This window comes from Halopseudomonas sp., from assembly GCF_041579695.1.
Classification (GTDB): Bacteria; Pseudomonadota; Gammaproteobacteria; order Pseudomonadales; family Pseudomonadaceae; genus Halopseudomonas.
On record NZ_JBFGFI010000001.1, the window covers coordinates 180,421 to 195,451 of the forward strand.

Annotated in this window: 15 protein-coding genes; 8 read left to right on the top strand and 7 right to left on the bottom strand. The window is 61.5% G+C overall.

The window, feature by feature from the left end; all coding sequences use genetic code 11:
* Positions 1 to 19: 19 nt before the first annotated feature.
* On the bottom strand, positions 20 to 880 hold the full coding sequence (locus ABYA88_RS00880) for an NAD-dependent epimerase/dehydratase family protein (RefSeq protein WP_373184566.1): 861 nt from the start codon (positions 878 to 880) through the stop codon (positions 20 to 22).
* Positions 881 to 950: 70 nt separating this feature from the next.
* On the opposite strand from ABYA88_RS00880, the gene ABYA88_RS00885 reads away from it, so the two are divergent.
* The 3 genes from ABYA88_RS00885 (at position 951) to ABYA88_RS00895 (ending at position 5,507) form a co-directional block, all read left to right on the top strand.
* Entirely contained in the window at positions 951 to 1,871 is a 921-nt protein-coding gene (locus ABYA88_RS00885; protein WP_373184568.1) for a hydrogen peroxide-inducible genes activator, read from the top strand.
* 15 nt (positions 1,872 to 1,886) lie between these two features.
* A complete protein-coding gene (gene recG / locus ABYA88_RS00890) occupies positions 1,887 to 3,968 on the top strand; it encodes an ATP-dependent DNA helicase RecG (protein ID WP_373184641.1) in 2,082 nt (693 codons plus the stop codon).
* Between the two features lie 135 nt (positions 3,969 to 4,103).
* On the top strand, positions 4,104 to 5,507 hold the full coding sequence (locus tag ABYA88_RS00895; RefSeq protein ID WP_373184569.1) for an aminoacyl-tRNA deacylase and HDOD domain-containing protein: 1,404 nt from the start codon (positions 4,104 to 4,106) through the stop codon (positions 5,505 to 5,507).
* Between the two features lie 150 nt (positions 5,508 to 5,657).
* On the opposite strand, the gene ABYA88_RS00900 is transcribed toward ABYA88_RS00895, so the two are convergent.
* From ABYA88_RS00900 to ABYA88_RS00910, 3 genes are all read right to left on the bottom strand, one after another.
* The gene (locus tag ABYA88_RS00900; protein ID WP_150276516.1) at positions 5,658 to 5,930 is read right to left on the bottom strand and encodes an HU family DNA-binding protein; all 273 of its coding nucleotides are present in this window, start codon (positions 5,928 to 5,930) and stop codon (positions 5,658 to 5,660) included.
* A 208-nt stretch (positions 5,931 to 6,138) separates the two neighbouring features.
* The gene (locus ABYA88_RS00905; RefSeq protein ID WP_373184571.1) at positions 6,139 to 7,293 is read right to left on the bottom strand and encodes an NAD(P)/FAD-dependent oxidoreductase; all 1,155 of its coding nucleotides are present in this window, start codon (positions 7,291 to 7,293) and stop codon (positions 6,139 to 6,141) included.
* A gap of 22 nt (positions 7,294 to 7,315) precedes the next feature.
* Positions 7,316 to 7,483: a rubredoxin gene (locus ABYA88_RS00910; RefSeq protein ID WP_373184573.1), complete on the bottom strand. Its 168-nt coding sequence runs from the start codon at positions 7,481 to 7,483 to the stop codon at positions 7,316 to 7,318.
* A 137-nt stretch (positions 7,484 to 7,620) separates the two neighbouring features.
* Here ABYA88_RS00910 and ABYA88_RS00915 point away from each other — a divergent pair, with 137 nt between their 5' ends.
* From ABYA88_RS00915 to phoR, 4 genes are all read left to right on the top strand, one after another.
* Entirely contained in the window at positions 7,621 to 8,148 is a 528-nt protein-coding gene (locus tag ABYA88_RS00915; RefSeq protein ID WP_373184575.1) for a chorismate lyase, read from the top strand.
* A gap of 43 nt (positions 8,149 to 8,191) precedes the next feature.
* A complete protein-coding gene (ubiA, locus tag ABYA88_RS00920; protein ID WP_373184643.1) occupies positions 8,192 to 9,067 on the top strand; it encodes a 4-hydroxybenzoate octaprenyltransferase in 876 nt (291 codons plus the stop codon).
* A 102-nt stretch (positions 9,068 to 9,169) separates the two neighbouring features.
* Positions 9,170 to 9,859 (top strand): phosphate regulon transcriptional regulator PhoB, encoded by a 690-nt coding sequence (gene phoB, locus ABYA88_RS00925; protein ID WP_373184577.1) that lies wholly within the window; start codon positions 9,170 to 9,172, stop codon positions 9,857 to 9,859.
* A 74-nt stretch (positions 9,860 to 9,933) separates the two neighbouring features.
* Positions 9,934 to 11,226 carry a phosphate regulon sensor histidine kinase PhoR gene (phoR, locus tag ABYA88_RS00930; RefSeq protein WP_373184579.1) on the top strand — a complete coding sequence of 431 codons (1,293 nt, stop codon included), beginning with the start codon at positions 9,934 to 9,936 and terminating at the stop codon, positions 11,224 to 11,226.
* A 33-nt stretch (positions 11,227 to 11,259) separates the two neighbouring features.
* On the opposite strand, the gene ABYA88_RS00935 is transcribed toward phoR, so the two are convergent.
* The 3 genes from ABYA88_RS00935 to phoU all read right to left on the bottom strand — a co-directional run bounded on the left by ABYA88_RS00935 (position 11,260) and on the right by phoU (position 14,308).
* Positions 11,260 to 12,207 carry a response regulator gene (locus ABYA88_RS00935; RefSeq protein WP_373184580.1) on the bottom strand — a complete coding sequence of 316 codons (948 nt, stop codon included), beginning with the start codon at positions 12,205 to 12,207 and terminating at the stop codon, positions 11,260 to 11,262.
* Between the two features lie 79 nt (positions 12,208 to 12,286).
* Positions 12,287 to 13,441: an iron-containing alcohol dehydrogenase gene (locus ABYA88_RS00940; RefSeq protein WP_373184582.1), complete on the bottom strand. Its 1,155-nt coding sequence runs from the start codon at positions 13,439 to 13,441 to the stop codon at positions 12,287 to 12,289.
* A gap of 144 nt (positions 13,442 to 13,585) precedes the next feature.
* Entirely contained in the window at positions 13,586 to 14,308 is a 723-nt protein-coding gene (gene phoU / locus ABYA88_RS00945; RefSeq protein ID WP_373184584.1) for a phosphate signaling complex protein PhoU, read from the bottom strand.
* 322 nt (positions 14,309 to 14,630) lie between these two features.
* Here phoU and ABYA88_RS00950 point away from each other — a divergent pair, with 322 nt between their 5' ends.
* Positions 14,631 to 15,023 (top strand): acyl-CoA thioesterase, encoded by a 393-nt coding sequence (locus ABYA88_RS00950; protein WP_373184586.1) that lies wholly within the window; start codon positions 14,631 to 14,633, stop codon positions 15,021 to 15,023.
* The last annotated feature ends 8 nt before the right edge of the window (positions 15,024 to 15,031 follow it).

Here is a 15,031-nt window from a genome sequence, read left to right on the forward strand (position 1 = left end):
GGACAACACAACAGCGCATTCACTCCATGCCCTGCTCCGCAGACTTTAGCATCTCACCGTAACCCTCGCGGTAACTGGGATATCTCGGCTCCCAACCGCTTTCACGCGCCAGCGCATTGCTGCAGCGTTTACTGCCGACCCGGCCTGGCGTCGAGCCTTCGGCCAGCAGCGAGGTGCCAAGTTGTGCGGCCAGCCAGCTGGCCACTTCGTGCATGCTCGCCGGCTCGTCATCCACGCCCAGATAACAGGGCGCCAGCAGTTCGTCCTTGTCCGCTTCCAGCAGCAGATGTTCGAGCAGCGCCACGGCGTCATCGCGGTGGATACGGTTGCTGTACTGCGGCGGCTCGGTGGGCACACAGAGGCCATTGCGCACCTGCTCGATCAAACGGTTCCGGCCTGGGCCATAGATACCTGCCAGGCGCACCACCGAGGCCGGAAAGCCACAGCGCAACGCCGCATCCTCAGCCTGAATCAATATTTTACCGGTCTCGGACTCGGCCAGTGCCGGGCTGTTTTCGGTGACCCATTCACCTTCCTTCTGGGCATACACACCGGTACTGGACACCTGCAGCAGATGCGCCGGCAGGCGACGATTCTCCTTGGTCCACGCCAGCACGTGCTCCAGACCCTGCACATACAGCTGCTGGTACAACTGTGCATCGCGCTTGCCGGCGGCCGGACAGTAGACCAGATAGTCCACCTTGTCGGGCCACTGCGCCGGTTTGTCGGCGCAGGTCAGGTCGGCTGCAATCGGCTCGACCCCCTCGGGTAATACCGAGGTATCACGGCGCAGGCCAAATACGCGCCAGCCCCTCTGCCTGAGCCTATGGGCCAATGCTGTGCCAATATCGCCGCAACCTGCTATCACTACCTGTTTCATCTGATTGTTTTCCTCTATCGATCAACCCGTTATGCTTGGGCAGATTAAACATCGGAGCAGTATATACGCCATGACCCTGACCGAACTGCGCTACATCGTTACCCTGGCCCAGGAACAGCATTTTGGCCACGCCGCCGAGCGCTGCCATGTGTCCCAGCCAACGCTCAGCGTCGGGGTAAAGAAGCTCGAGGACGAGCTCGGGGTGATGATTTTCGAGCGCAGCAAGAGCGCCGTGCGCGTCACGCCTATTGGTGAACGCATCGTGGCCCAGGCGCAGAAAGTACTGGAGGAGTCGCTGACCATCCGTGAGCTGGCCACCGCCGGCAAGAATCAATTGTCAGCGCCCCTGAAAGTCGGGGCAATCTACACCATAGGTCCATACATGTTTCCCCACCTGGTGCCGCAATTGCACAAGGTAGCGCCGGAAATGCCCCTGTATATCGAAGAAAACTTTACCCACGTACTGCGCGACAAACTGCGCAATGGCGATCTGGACGCGATCATCATCGCCCTGCCCTTCAATGAGCCAGATGTGCTGACCCGGCCCCTGTATGACGAGCCGTTCAGCCTGCTGATACCCGCTAGCCATCCCTGGGCCCGGCGCGACAACGTCAGCCTCGAGGAACTGGACGACAACAAGTTGCTGCTGCTGGGCGAAGGCCATTGTTTCCGCGACCAGGTCCTCGAGGCCTGTCCGACCATACGCAAGGGCGATGAACAGGCCCGGCATACCACGGTGGAGTCCAGCTCACTGGAAACCATCCGGCACATGGTCGCCTCCGGCATCGGCATGACCGTTTTGCCGATGTCCGCCGCCGATGATCGCTATTACAGTTCCGATCTGCTGGTCACCAAGGCGTTCAAGACGCCTGCGCCCTATCGCACGGTCGCGATCGCGTGGCGCGCCAGCTTTCCCCGACCCAAGGCGATCGAAATCCTCAGCGACTCGATCCGACTGTGTTCGGTCGGCCAGCCCCAGGCCCGCAAGTAAGCCGTGCCAGCGCCACTGAACATGCCCGAGAAAACCGCACTGACGGTATTCAAGGGTGTCGGCCCGGCGCTAGCGGAGAAACTCGCCAAGCTGGGGCTGAACTCGGTTCAGGATGTGCTGTTCCATCTGCCATTGCGCTATCAGGACCGCACCCGCGTGACCCCGATTGGCGCCCTGCGCCCCGGCATGGATGCGGTGGTGGAAGGTACCGTGCAGGGTACCGATGTGGTCATGGGCCGGCGCAAGAGCCTGCTGTGCCGGCTGCATGACGGAACCGGCGGTCTGAGCCTGCGCTTCTACTACTTTTCCGGCGCCTTGAAGGCAAGCCTGGAACGGGGCAGTCACTGGCGCTGTTATGGCGAGGTACGGCCCGGCGCGTCGGGCCTGGAGATCTACCATCCCGAGCTGCAAAACCTGGATGCGGCCAGCACGCTGCCGGTCACCGAGACGCTGACGCCGATATACCCGAGCACCGAGGGGCTGTCGCAGCAACGCCTGCGCAGCCTGAGCAAAGCCGCGCTGGCCTGGCTCGATCAGGGCAATAGCCTGACCGAGCTGCTGCCACCAGAGGTGCTCGACGAGTACCAGTTGGGCTCTCTACGTGACGCTATCCACACACTGCATCGCCCGCCGCCCTCAGTTGACCTGGAAGCCCTGCAAGACGGCCGACATTGGGCCCAGCACCGCCTCGCCTTCGAGGAACTGCTTGCCCATCAACTGGCCATGCTGCGCCTGCGCGCGCAGATTCGCCGCCATGAAGCGCCAGCGATGCCGCCAGCGAAGGAGCTGCCGGGGCTGTTTCTGGCACGCCTGGGGTTTGGCCTGACTGGCGCGCAACAGCGCGTGGGCGAGGAGATTGCCCAGGATTTGCAGCAGCGCCAACCCATGCTGCGTCTGATACAGGGCGATGTTGGCTCAGGTAAAACTGTGGTAGCCGCAATGGCCGCGCTGCAGGCACTGGAGGCTGGCTGGCAGGTGGCGCTGATGGCCCCCACCGAGATACTTGCCGAGCAGCATTTCAACAACTTCAGCGCCTGGCTGGCGCCACTGGGTATTTCGGTGGCCTGGCTGGCCGGCAAACTCAAGGGCAAGACTCGCCAGAACCAGCTGCAGATGATTGCCACCGGCGATGCGGCCATGGTGGTGGGCACCCACGCGCTGTTCCAGGGCGAGGTGCAGTTTTACAACCTGGGGCTGGCGATCATCGACGAACAGCACCGCTTCGGGGTACAGCAGCGGCTGGCTCTGCGCGACAAGGGCGCTGCCGGCCGGTTCTCGCCCCACCAACTGATAATGACTGCCACGCCGATACCGCGAACGCTGGCGATGAGCGCCTATGCCGACCTGGACACCTCGGTGCTCGATGAGCTGCCGCCCGGCCGCACGCCAGTGAATACGGTGCTGGTGTCCGACAGTCGCCGCGAGGAGGTGATCGAGCGCGTGCGCATGGGCTGCGCGGAGGGCCGGCAGGCGTACTGGGTTTGCACCTTGATCGAGGAGTCCGAACAACTGCAGGCCCAGGCCGCCGAGGGTACCTGGCAACTACTCTGCGAGAGCCTGCCTGGCCTGTCCATCGGGCTGATTCACGGCCGCATGAAGCCGGCGGAAAAAGCCGAAATCATGGCTGCATTCAAGGGCGGCGACCTGCATCTGCTGGTCGCCACCACGGTAATCGAGGTGGGTGTGGATGTCCCCAATGCGAGCCTGATGGTGATCGAGAACCCCGAACGGCTCGGCCTGGCACAGTTGCATCAGCTGCGCGGCCGGGTCGGACGTGGCAGCACGGCCAGCCACTGCGTGCTGCTCTATCAGGCCCCGCTGTCACATCTCGGGCGTGAGCGCCTGGGTATCATGCGCGAAAGCACAGACGGTTTTGTCATAGCGGAAAAAGACCTGCAGCTGCGCGGCCCCGGCGAGGTGCTGGGTACCCGACAGACTGGTGTGGTGCAGTTTCGCGTTGCCGACTTGCTGCGCGATGCGGATCTGTTGCCGCGGGTGCAGCAAGCCGCCGGCCTGATGCAGCAGCGGTATCCGCAGCTTTGCCAGCCGCTGATCGATCGCTGGCTAGCCGCCGGTCAGCAATTCGCGCGGGTGTGAACCGGTGCACGGCTCGTGCGGGGCAGCCCCGACGCCGCCGTGCTAATATCGCGCAAGCGCAAAAAGACGACTCGAGTCCACCGAGATGCCACAGCGGTTCGCCTCTCTGGACTCTGAACATAAAGGAACTTGCCGATGAAGACCCCTGCTGCGTCCGCGGAAGCCAGTGCGAGCCTCCCGCATCTGATCGAGAAGCTACTGCAACAACAGGCCATCGAATATCAGTTGCGGCCGACACCCCAGGATATTCCCGGCAACCAGGAGGTCCAGGCATGCCTCCTGTGTGACAGCATCGGCACTGTACTAGCGCTGTTTCCCCGGGATCATCTGCTGGATCTGAAAAAAGTCGGTGCGTTGCTCGGTCGCGAGCTCGAGCCGGTGCGGGGGGTCCAGCTGCAGCGGATACTCGCCAAGCATCAGCTCAACCAGTTGCCAGGCATCCCGGTATTGTTCAGTTCACCCTGTGTAGTCGAGCAGAGCCTGCTGACGCAGCCAAGCCTCTGGCTGGACAGCGGACTCAGCGGCTGGAGCCTCGAGCTCGAGCAGAAATCCGCGCACTTGCTGCTGGCCAAAGCCAGCGCAGCGCATTTTGCGGTGCCGCTGGACGGTCTCGGCAGCCTGTCCGACGATCTGGCACAGGACGGACAGGACCTGAGCCGCGCGGTCAGCAATTTTACTGCACTGCGCATGCGCCAGCGGCTGGAAGAGACCATTGAGATACCACCGCTGCCGGCAACGGCGCAAAAGATCATGCGATTGCGCAGCAATCCCGAAGCCGGCATCGTCGAACTGGCAGATCTGGTAGAGACCGATCCCAGCCTGGCTGCGCAAGTTGTCAGCTGGGCATCGTCACCCTTTTATGCAGCACCGGGCAAGATCCGCTCGGTAGAGGACGCCATTGGCCGTGTGCTCGGGTTCGATCTGGTTATCAACCTGGCGGTCGGGTTGGCGCTAGGCAAGACTTTTGCACTGCCCAAGGACGCGCCGGAAGGTGCAACCGGCTACTGGGAGCAGGCTATCTATACTGCGGCTGTAATCGAGGGTCTGGCCAAGGCCATGCCCCGTGCGCTGCGCCCGGAGCTGGGGCTGAACTATCTCGCTGGCCTGCTGCACAACTTCGGTTACCTGGTGCTGGCGTATATTTTCCCGCCCTACTTCAATGCCATCTGCCGCCACCAGGAGGCCAACCCGCACGTGCAACCGCACTTGATCGATCAGCATCTGCTGGGCGTCACCCGCGATCAGATCGGCAGCTGGCTGATGCGTTTCTGGGACATGCCCACGGAAATATCGACCGCTATACGCTATCAACATGACGCCCATTACGCCGGCGAGGATCACGTGTATGCCAACCTGGTATATCTCGCCCAGGCACTGCTACAGGAGCAGGGTATCGGTGAAAGCGCACCCATGCCCATACCCGAGTCGCTGCTCGCCCGCCTGCAGCTGAGCGAGGAAAAGGCGTCGACGGCTGTTCATAAGGTCCTGGACGCGCGGGAGGCATTACGAACGCTGGTTACGCAGTATCAGCATGGCTGAGTGCCGAGGGGTTCCGGCATTGCCGGTTGGTATTTGAGCAGGCGGTAACAGGAGTTGGTGCTAACCGGGGTGTGCTAACCGGAATGACCGAGGGGGAGTAGCGCAGGCCGCCATGCTTGTGGCGTGTGGGCAGCCTGCGTACCGGGTATATCAGTTGATCGATTCTTTCAGGCTCTTGCCTGGCTTGAAGGAAACGGTGTTACTGGCCTTGATATCGACAGGAGCACCGGTTTGCGGGTTCTTGCCGGTACGGGCGCCGCGATGGCGTTGCAGGAAAGTACCAAAGCCTACCAAGGTGACGGTGTCTTTGCGGCTAAGGGCTTGGGTGATTTCGTCAAGAACAGCGTTGAGTACTCGGTTTGCCTGGTCTTTGGTCAGGTCAGCCTTGTCAGCGATAGCTGCAGCGAGATCCGGTTTACGCATATGAAGCCTCGTCATGTTGTTTTTGTTTTTTACCGCTGCATCCTCGCAACGGTTGCCACGCCGACCAGAGCTGGCTGGCAGGGCGTCTACTGCGCGGCCAGCATCGCATGACTTGGCATGATGTGCCAGTCGTATAGGCCGCGGCCTGTGCGGTGTTTCACCGATTTCCCGACAAAAGGCAATATGGCCCGCCAAATTGCCCGATCTGTCAGCCTAGCCAGGCCGGCAACTGACGGTTCAGCTGCAGTTTTTCGCTCACCACCGCTCCGGTCAGCGCATAGCCATGAAGCGTGCCTTTAGCGTCGTGGAACAGTGCGCGTATATCCTGACCCTCGCCCTCGACAGTCCACAGGCCTTCGGAGGTGGTCACGGGCGGCGACACCACTAGGGGGCAGGCCGGCGTCTTGACCATCACCGGCATCACCGGATAGCTGACTTCGGTAGGCTGACCCGACAGCGTTTTCGCCAACGCACGGGCACCGGCCATAAGCGGCATCACGTACATCAGCTGCATGCCCGTCACTTCGGCGCAGTCGCCCAGGGCATAAATATGGGGATCCGAGGTGCGCAGGAAGCGGTCGACCTGAATGCCACGACCGCAGAGCAGGCCCGCGTCGCTGGCCAGCGCGGTATTGGCAAGCAAGCCGATCGCGGAAAGCACCTGATCAGCTTCCAGCCGGCTGCCATCGTCCAGCTCAAGACTCAAAGCGTCGCCGGCCTGGTGCACGGCGGCGACTGACCGGCCCAGATGAAAGCGCACACCGAGCTCTTCCAGCGCCGCCTGCACCGGTCCCGCCACCTGGGCGGGAATCAATCCCGGCATCAGCTGGTCATCAGGAGCAATGACCTGCACCTCCAGGCCGCCCAGTGCCAGATCATTGGCAAACTCGCTGCCAATCAGCCCAGCGCCAATAATGGCCACACGTTTGCGTCCCTCCAGGGTGTGGCGAAACTGTGCATAGTCGTTCAGATCGTTGATCGACAGCACCCGCTCGTGCATATCCCCAGACAGTGGCAGGGGCCGCGCATGTGCGCCGCAGGCCAGAACCAAATCGCCATAGCTCAGCTCACCCTCGTGCATCAGCAGCTTGCGCGCCTGCGGGTCTATCTCCCGCACCTGGCTATGCGTGAGTATCCGCGCATCAAGTTGCCCGGCCATGGTTGCAGCATCCTGCATCGCCAGCTCGTCGGCCTGCTTGCCCTTGGCAAAGCCGGTCGACAGCAATGGTTTGGAGTAGGACCGGCCGTCGTCAGCAGTGACCATAATCAGTTCCCGCTGGCTATCGAGCTTGCGAAACTCCCTGGCCAGGTTATAACCGGCCAGACCGGTCCCTACTATCAGCAACGGTCCACTATCAGGCACGTCAAAACTCCTTTTCCGGGGTTCAGCCCATCTCGATCATTTCAAAATCTTCTTTCCCGACGCCACAGTCGGGGCACTGCCAGTCGGCCGGCACATCTTCCCAGCGAGTACCGGGGGCGATGTCCTCGTCTGGCCAACCTTCGGCTTCGTCATAGATGAAACCACATACAACACATTGCCACTTCTTCATGCAGTTATCCTGAGAGAGGGGGTTTGAAGGGTTAAGGGGACACTACCGCAATTGCTGCGGCGCGCCAAGGTACCCCCTGCAGCGAGCCAGCGCGCTTTCATGCTAACCTTGCGCCTCCGATCAACTGCTCTGCGACGATGCCTGCCGTGACCCTGCCTGACTGGTACGCTGCCCCATTACACCCCGCGCCACCACCCGAACCGCTGCTGGACTGGCTGTGCGATCAGGGGTCGCTGACAGCACGCCTGGACGCTGCCGGAGATCACGACTTTGCCGTCGAGGTGTTGTCTCAGCGCAGTGAACAGGCCAGGCCCGACGAGGCGTCGGCTCTGGGCTTGCGCAGCGGCGAGCCGGTCTGGGCGCGCGAGGTCCTGCTGCATACCGGTGGCGCGGCCCGGGTCTTCGCGCGCAGCGTAGCGCCACTGGCTGCGCTGGGGCGATCAACGCTGGAGCTGCGGGAGCTGGGTACACGCAGTTTGGGCGAGCTCCTGTTCGGCAAACCGCAGATCCGCCGCGGCACGATAGAAATCAGCCGCTACCCGGCCTCCCGACTGCCGCCAGGGCTGCGCGGCGATGACTGCTGGGCCAGACGGTCCCTGTTCCGTGACGCGGACCTGCGCCTGCTGGTCTGCGAAGTATTCCTGCCAGGCTGGCCACCAGCCTGAATCTGTCCGCCCTCGGAGGAAACATCTTGTGTCATCTTTGCTAATGAAAACGGCGGCCCGCCTCCATCCCCGTGGACCGGACTTCGTCCAGCTGATGCGCCTTGACCGCCCCATCGGCACCTGGCTGCTGCTCTGGCCGACCCTGTGGGCGCTCTGGCTTGCCGCCAATGGTTTTCCGGATATAAGAGTGCTGGTGATCTTCGTACTCGGCGTGTTCCTGATGCGCGCAGCCGGCTGCGTTATCAACGACTATGCCGACCGCAATATCGACGGCCACGTCAGCCGCACCCGGGCCCGCCCGCTGGCAACTGGCAGGATCAGCGCGCGCGAGGCGCTGATCACCTTCGGCATACTGGTGGCGATTTGCGGATTTCTGGTGCTGCTGACCAACCGCCAGACGGTGCTGCTGGCGTTCGGCGGCCTCGCGCTGGCCGCACTCTACCCGTTCTGCAAACGCTTCACCTTTTATCCCCAGCTGGTCCTGGGCGCCGCGTTCTCCTGGGCCATTCCGATGGCTTTTGCCGCCCAGACCGGAAAATTGCCGCCGATCCTCTGGCTGCTCTATCTCGCCAACCTGATCTGGACAGTGGCCTACGACACCGAGTATGCGATGTGCGACCGGGAGGACGATCTGCAGATTGGCGTTAAATCCACCGCCATCCTGTTCGGCGAGGCGGACCGGGCAATCATCGGCATCCTGCAGGGTCTTACCCTGTTGTGCCTGCTGGTGGCCGGCGCCCGCTTTGACCTGGGCCTGTACTTCCACCTGGGCCTGCTGGGCATGCTCGGTGGTTTTGTCTGGCAGCAATGGTTGATACGCGACCGGGCGCCAGATGCCTGCCTGCGCGCGTTTCTGTCCAATCACTGGGCGGGTATGATCGTGTTCATCGGCCTGGCACTCGACACCATGCTGAGCTGAGGCACCAGGCCTATTCATTGACTCGTCATTGCCTGGTCACACAACTGCAACAAAAATGTTATCTAATCGTTGCATCTGAGAATCAGCAACGGATGGTGATCCATGGCAGGCAAGACCATACTGATAGTCGACGACGAAGCACCGATCCGCGAAATGATCGCGGTCGCGCTGGAAATGGCCGGATACGATTGTGTCGAAGCAGAGAATACCCACCAGGCGCACGCGAGCATCATCGATCGGCAGCCAGACCTGATCCTGCTCGACTGGATGCTTCCGGGCACTACGGGTATCGAGCTGGCCAGACGGCTCAAGCGTAACGAGCTGACCGCCGATATTCCGATCATCATGCTGACGGCCAAGGGTGAGGAAGATAACAAGATCCAGGGTCTGGAAGTCGGTGCCGATGATTACATCACCAAGCCCTTTTCCCCCCGTGAACTGGTAGCCCGGCTCAAGGCCGTGCTGCGCCGCGCCGGCCCGGCCGACAGCGACGCACCGCTGGAAGTCGACGGCCTGCATCTGGACCCGGCCAGCCATCGGGTTACCATCGATGACAAACCGGCCGAGATGGGTCCGACCGAGTACCGCCTGCTGCAGTTCTTCATGACCCACCAGGAGCGCGTATACACCCGGAGCCAGTTGCTCGACCAGGTCTGGGGCGGCAACGTATATGTCGAGGAGCGCACAGTCGATGTACATATCCGCCGACTGCGCAAGGCCCTGGGGGAGGATTACGAATATCTGGTGCAAACGGTCCGCGGGACCGGTTACCGTTTTTCGACCAAGGGCTGACTCCTGTATTCTGGCGGCTGGTTGCCAACCGCGCCTCGCGGTAGCTCAATTGGCTGAGATGGGAGGAAGCAGGTTTGCGCACATATTCGCTGGGTAGCGTATTCAAGGGGCTGTTCTGGCTACTGCTGGCCTGCGCGCTGGCAGGTCTGCTGGTCGGTCAGCTGGCCTGGGCCCTGGTCGGCGGACTGAGCCTGTATCTGGCCTGGCATCTGCGCCAGATGGCGCGTTTGCAGCAATGGCTGAGCAACCATCAGAACGACCCGCCGCCAGACACCCGCGGTGTGTGGGGCGACATCTTCGACAGCATCTACCATATACAACGCCGCGACAGCCGCATGCGTGCCAAGCAGCAACTGGTGATCGACCGGATCCAGGCGTCCACCGCAGCGCTCAGCGACGCCGTGGTCATGGTCGACGCCAAGGGTCGGCTGGAGTGGTGGAACCATGCTGCAGAACGGCTACTGGGTTTGCGCGCTCCCGACGACAGTGGTCAGCATGTAACCAATCTGCTGCGCGACCCGCGTTTTGTCGAATATTTCGAAGCCAATACCTTTCGCGAACCGCTGGACATTGCTTCCCACTTGAATCCCAATGCACACCTGCAATACACGATTACCCATTATGGCCAGGGCGAACGTCTGCTGGTGGTAAGGGACACTACCCGACTGCACAACCTCGAACAGATGCGCAAGGACTTCGTCGCCAACGTCTCCCATGAACTGCGCACACCGCTTACCGTCATTGTCGGTTATCTGGAAACGCTGCAGGACTCCGAAGAGCCGGTCAACCCGCGCTGGAAGCGGGCGCTGCAACAGATGCAGCAGCAGGCCAGGCGCATGCAGAATCTGCTGAATGATCTGTTGATGCTGGCCCGACTGGAAAACGACAACGGACTGATCGAGCAGAACCCGGTCGATGTCAGCCAGATGCTGCAATCGGTAACCCAGGATGCCAGGGCACTCTCAGCCGAACGCTATCATCAGATCCGTCTTGAAGCGGAGCCGGGCGTATGCCTGCGCGGCGCCCACGAAGAGCTGCGCAGCGCCTTTTCCAACCTGGTTTTCAATGCCGTGAAATACACGCCTGATGGTGGCGAGATCTGTGTGCGTTGCTGGCGTGATGATGGCGGCGCCCATGTCAGCGTCAGCGACAATGGTGCCGGTATCGCTGCCCAGCATATCAGCCGCCTGACCGAGCGCTTCTATCGTGTCGACTCCAGCCGCAGCACCAATACCGGCGGCACCGGGCTCGGGCTGGCCATCGTCAAGCACGTGCTGCTGCGTCACAATGGTCGGCTGGATATCAGCAGCACGGTCGGCCAGGGCAGCATATTCACCTGTCATTTCCAGCCCAACAGACTGGCGTAGCCGGCCTGTTGCAGTGCTGGCGCAATGCGAAGCTCAAGCGCTGGGCGAATAGTGGCGCTGGGCACTGCCCGAGGCAATCAGACGGGAAAGGTAGTCGAGCTTCTGCGGATCCTGATCGACAAACTTCAGCGTGACCTTCAGCCATTCGCAATCCATCGTCGGTTCCATTGACGCCACGGCGTGCACATAGGCATTGATACGCGCCACGCTCTTGTCCGAATCCTGCTCCAGATCGAGCACCCCGCTCTCGAATACCTGTGGCATGTGCTCGCCGCGGCGGACAACCACCAGAGCATCACGCAGGCTCAGCGTCTTGACCACGCAGGCGAACTGCCCACCGGCCAGACGCAGCTGCGCTTGCCCGCGCACATGCTGCGTGACCGGTCGTCCCTGATCGTCAGTGACATCGGACTCGGTTGCTCCGCTTTCACTGATCGCGGGCTCGATAACCGGGGCCGCCACCGGGGCTATGGATGCAGTGGCCGCAGGCGCAGTCGTTGCGGCCTTGGCTTCGGACTTGCCGCCCATCAGATTGGCGACCGAATCCTGCGCAGTACCGCCACTGGAGGGCGCCTGACGACCTTGCAGCAACTGCAGCTTGCCGCTGCGGTGCAGCGCCTTCTTCACCTTGACCGCCAACTGTTCGTTGGTAAACGGCTTGCCGATAAAGTCGCTGACACCGGCCTGGATCGCCTCGATGACATTTTCCTTGTCGCCGCGACTGGTGACCATGATGAAAGGGGTCTTTTCCGATCCCGGCTGGCCGCGGAACCACTGCAGCAACTCAAGCCCGCTCATCTCCGGCATTTCCCAGTCACAGAGAATCAGGTCGAATGCCGCACGACTCAGGGTCTGCTGCGCCTTGCGACCATTCACCGCTTCTTCGATCTGCATACCGGGAAACTGGCTGCGTAATGCTTTTTTTACCAGGTCGCGAATGAAGGGAGCATCATCCACCACCAGGGCCGACACTTTAGCCATCTCTTTTCTCTTCGCCTGGTTACCCGCCTAGCTTAGCGCAGACGGCCCCCAAACCACAGCGTGAAGCCGGCCCTTTTGCTCAAAGCACCCCGTTAAGTGCATTGAGAAACAGCTGTTGATAACCAGCGGCGTCCATTTTCACCGCGTTGGTGCGCGCGGTCACATCCCGGGCGGACATCTCACCGACAGTTTCCGCCCGCGCGTCGTCGATACCGATCTCGGCCAGTGTATGGGGTATCCCGAGCTCGGTGCGCAGTTCAAGTACCCACTCTAGTACGCCTTCGAAGCCTGGCCTGGGCAGATCAAGATAACGCGCCAGACGCGCCATCTCGGGCTCGATGGCCTCGCGGTTGGCCATCATCACGTAAGGCATCATGACCGCATTGAGCAGACCATGGTGGGCGTCGTAAAGGGCACCCAGGGTGTGTGAAACGGCATGAATCGCGCCCAGCCCGCGCTGGAATGCGCTGGCGCCCATGCTTGAGGCGACCAGCATGTGCTGGCGCGCTTCAATGTCCTTGCCGTCCGCCGTGGCGCGCGGCAGGTATTCCTTGATCAGGCGCATGCCTTCCAGGGCGATACCCTCGGCTATCGGATGGTATACCGGAGTGCAGTAGGCCTCGAGGTTGTGCGCCAGCGCATCCATACCGGTCGCCGCGGTGAGCTTGGGCGGCAGTCCGACAGTCAGCTCGGGATCGAGAATAACAATGCCCGGGACCATCTTGAGGTGAAAGATCGGACGCTTGAGATGGTTCTCATCATCGGTAATAACCACCGCCTGGCCGACTTCCGAGCCGGTTCCGGCGGTGGTGGGCACTGCAACGACGGGCAGCATCCTGCTCGCATCGATGGTTGCCGGACCCGCTTCCCACAGACTGCAGCTCTGATGCGCAATCAATGCCACGGCCTTGGCCGCATCGATCGCTGAGCCGCCGCCGAAGGCAATCACGCCGTCGTGCCCGCCAGCCTTCAATGCAGCTACACCATCGGTCACATTGCCGCCGGTGGGGTTGCCCTTGATCGCGCTGAAAATACCCACCTGCAAACCGGCGTCGCGGCAATTCTGCAAGGCCTCCGCCACCATGGGCATAGCCGCCAGACCGGGATCGGTGACCAGTAGTGGCGCCTTCATGCCCAGTTGTTTACAGGCCTTGCCCAGTTCGCGAACGCGCCCCGCCCCCACCCGAATTGCGGTCGGATAGTGCCAGTTCATGCTGTAGGAAGTGATCTCCATGGTAACTCCGATAGCGTTGCAGGATATGAATCACAAGCGTCACATGGTTCTCCTGGCCGGCAGGGATACAGTTCGCTTTTGTGTCCCGAAACATACCCAAACGGAGTCGCCGCGTCTATGCCCAATACGCGCGAAGTAGGCCGCCTAATCCTTTTTCAGTTCCTCTTTCAGGCGCTCCAGCCCGATGTAGCGGACGTCGGTGCCCTTGACCAGGAATATCACCTGTTCCGCCACGTTGCGCGCGTGGTCGCCAATACGCTCGAGCGAGCGCAGCACCCAGAGAATGCTCAGGACGCAGCTGATGGACCGTGGGTCTTCCATCATGTAAGTCACCATTTCACGCATCGCGCTCTTGTACTCCCTGTCCACCAGCTTGTCTTCACGGGCGACCTGAAACGCCAGATCAATATCCAGCCGGGCAAAGGCGCTCAGGGCGCCTTGCACCATCTGCCGAACGTGATTACCAATATGCCGGCATTCGACATAGCCCTGGGGTGACTGGCCCTGATCAACCAGCAACAAGGCACGCTTGGCGATTTTCGAGGCCTCGTCGCCAATGCGTTCCAGATCGACGACAACCTTGGTGATGCACATTATCAGTCGCAGGTCGCTGGCCGCCGGATGACGGCGCGCGAGAATGCGCATGCACTCGCCATCGATCCTGCGTTCCATCTGGTTTACCACGTCGTCGCCAGCACGCACCTGCTCACCCAGCGTGCTGTCTCCTTCGATCAGCGCAGTAATCGCATCAGTCACCTGCTTCTCGACCAGCCCGCCCATCTCCAGCAACTGCGTGCGGATTTCTTCCAGTTCTTCGTTGAACCGGCTGGATATGTGCTGACCAAAGGCTTCTTTGCCGTCTTTCATCACGCCTGTCTCCTTGGGGGCGGCCGCAAAGGCCGGTATTCCAGCAGCCACGACCTCCGGCTATACAACCGCTAGAGGTCAACCGTACTGCGGGAATGGGACAATTGTGTGACAGTCGCGAACACGACCAGATTGAACAGGACAGCAACTGCGTCCGGGTGCGCTGCGCTCCCCGATGCAGCGCCTCTAGTGCGGGGGACTGCGCGGGAGACAAGCATTGAGACGCAGCGCACAATCCCTTACCATAGCGCCGCACGGAGAATGTCAATAGATTCATTGCATCCGGGCATAAAACAATTACAACAGACCTTTCGGGTATCCCATGCACGAAATAGACAAGGACCCGGTGCCAACGGGGGAGTTGGCACTGAAGATCACCGCGTTGCCGCGCGACAGCAACAGTTTCGGTGATATTTATGGCGGCTGGCTGGTATCCCAGATGGATGTAGCCGGTACCAGCACTGCATCGCGTCTTGCCCGGGGCCGCGTGGCGACCGTCGCCATCGACCGCATGGGTTTCATGGTTCCGGTGCCTGTTGGCGCTCAGTTGGCCTTTCACTCCCATGTGCTGGAAGTCGGGCGCAGCTCAGTGAAGATGCTGGTCGAGGTCTGGAGTGAAGATCTCGCCCATGACGGCAGCCGCAAGGTGACTGAAGCGATCTTCGTGTTCGTCGCGATCGATGATCGGGGCCGGACGCGGGTCATACCGTCCTGACCGGCTTC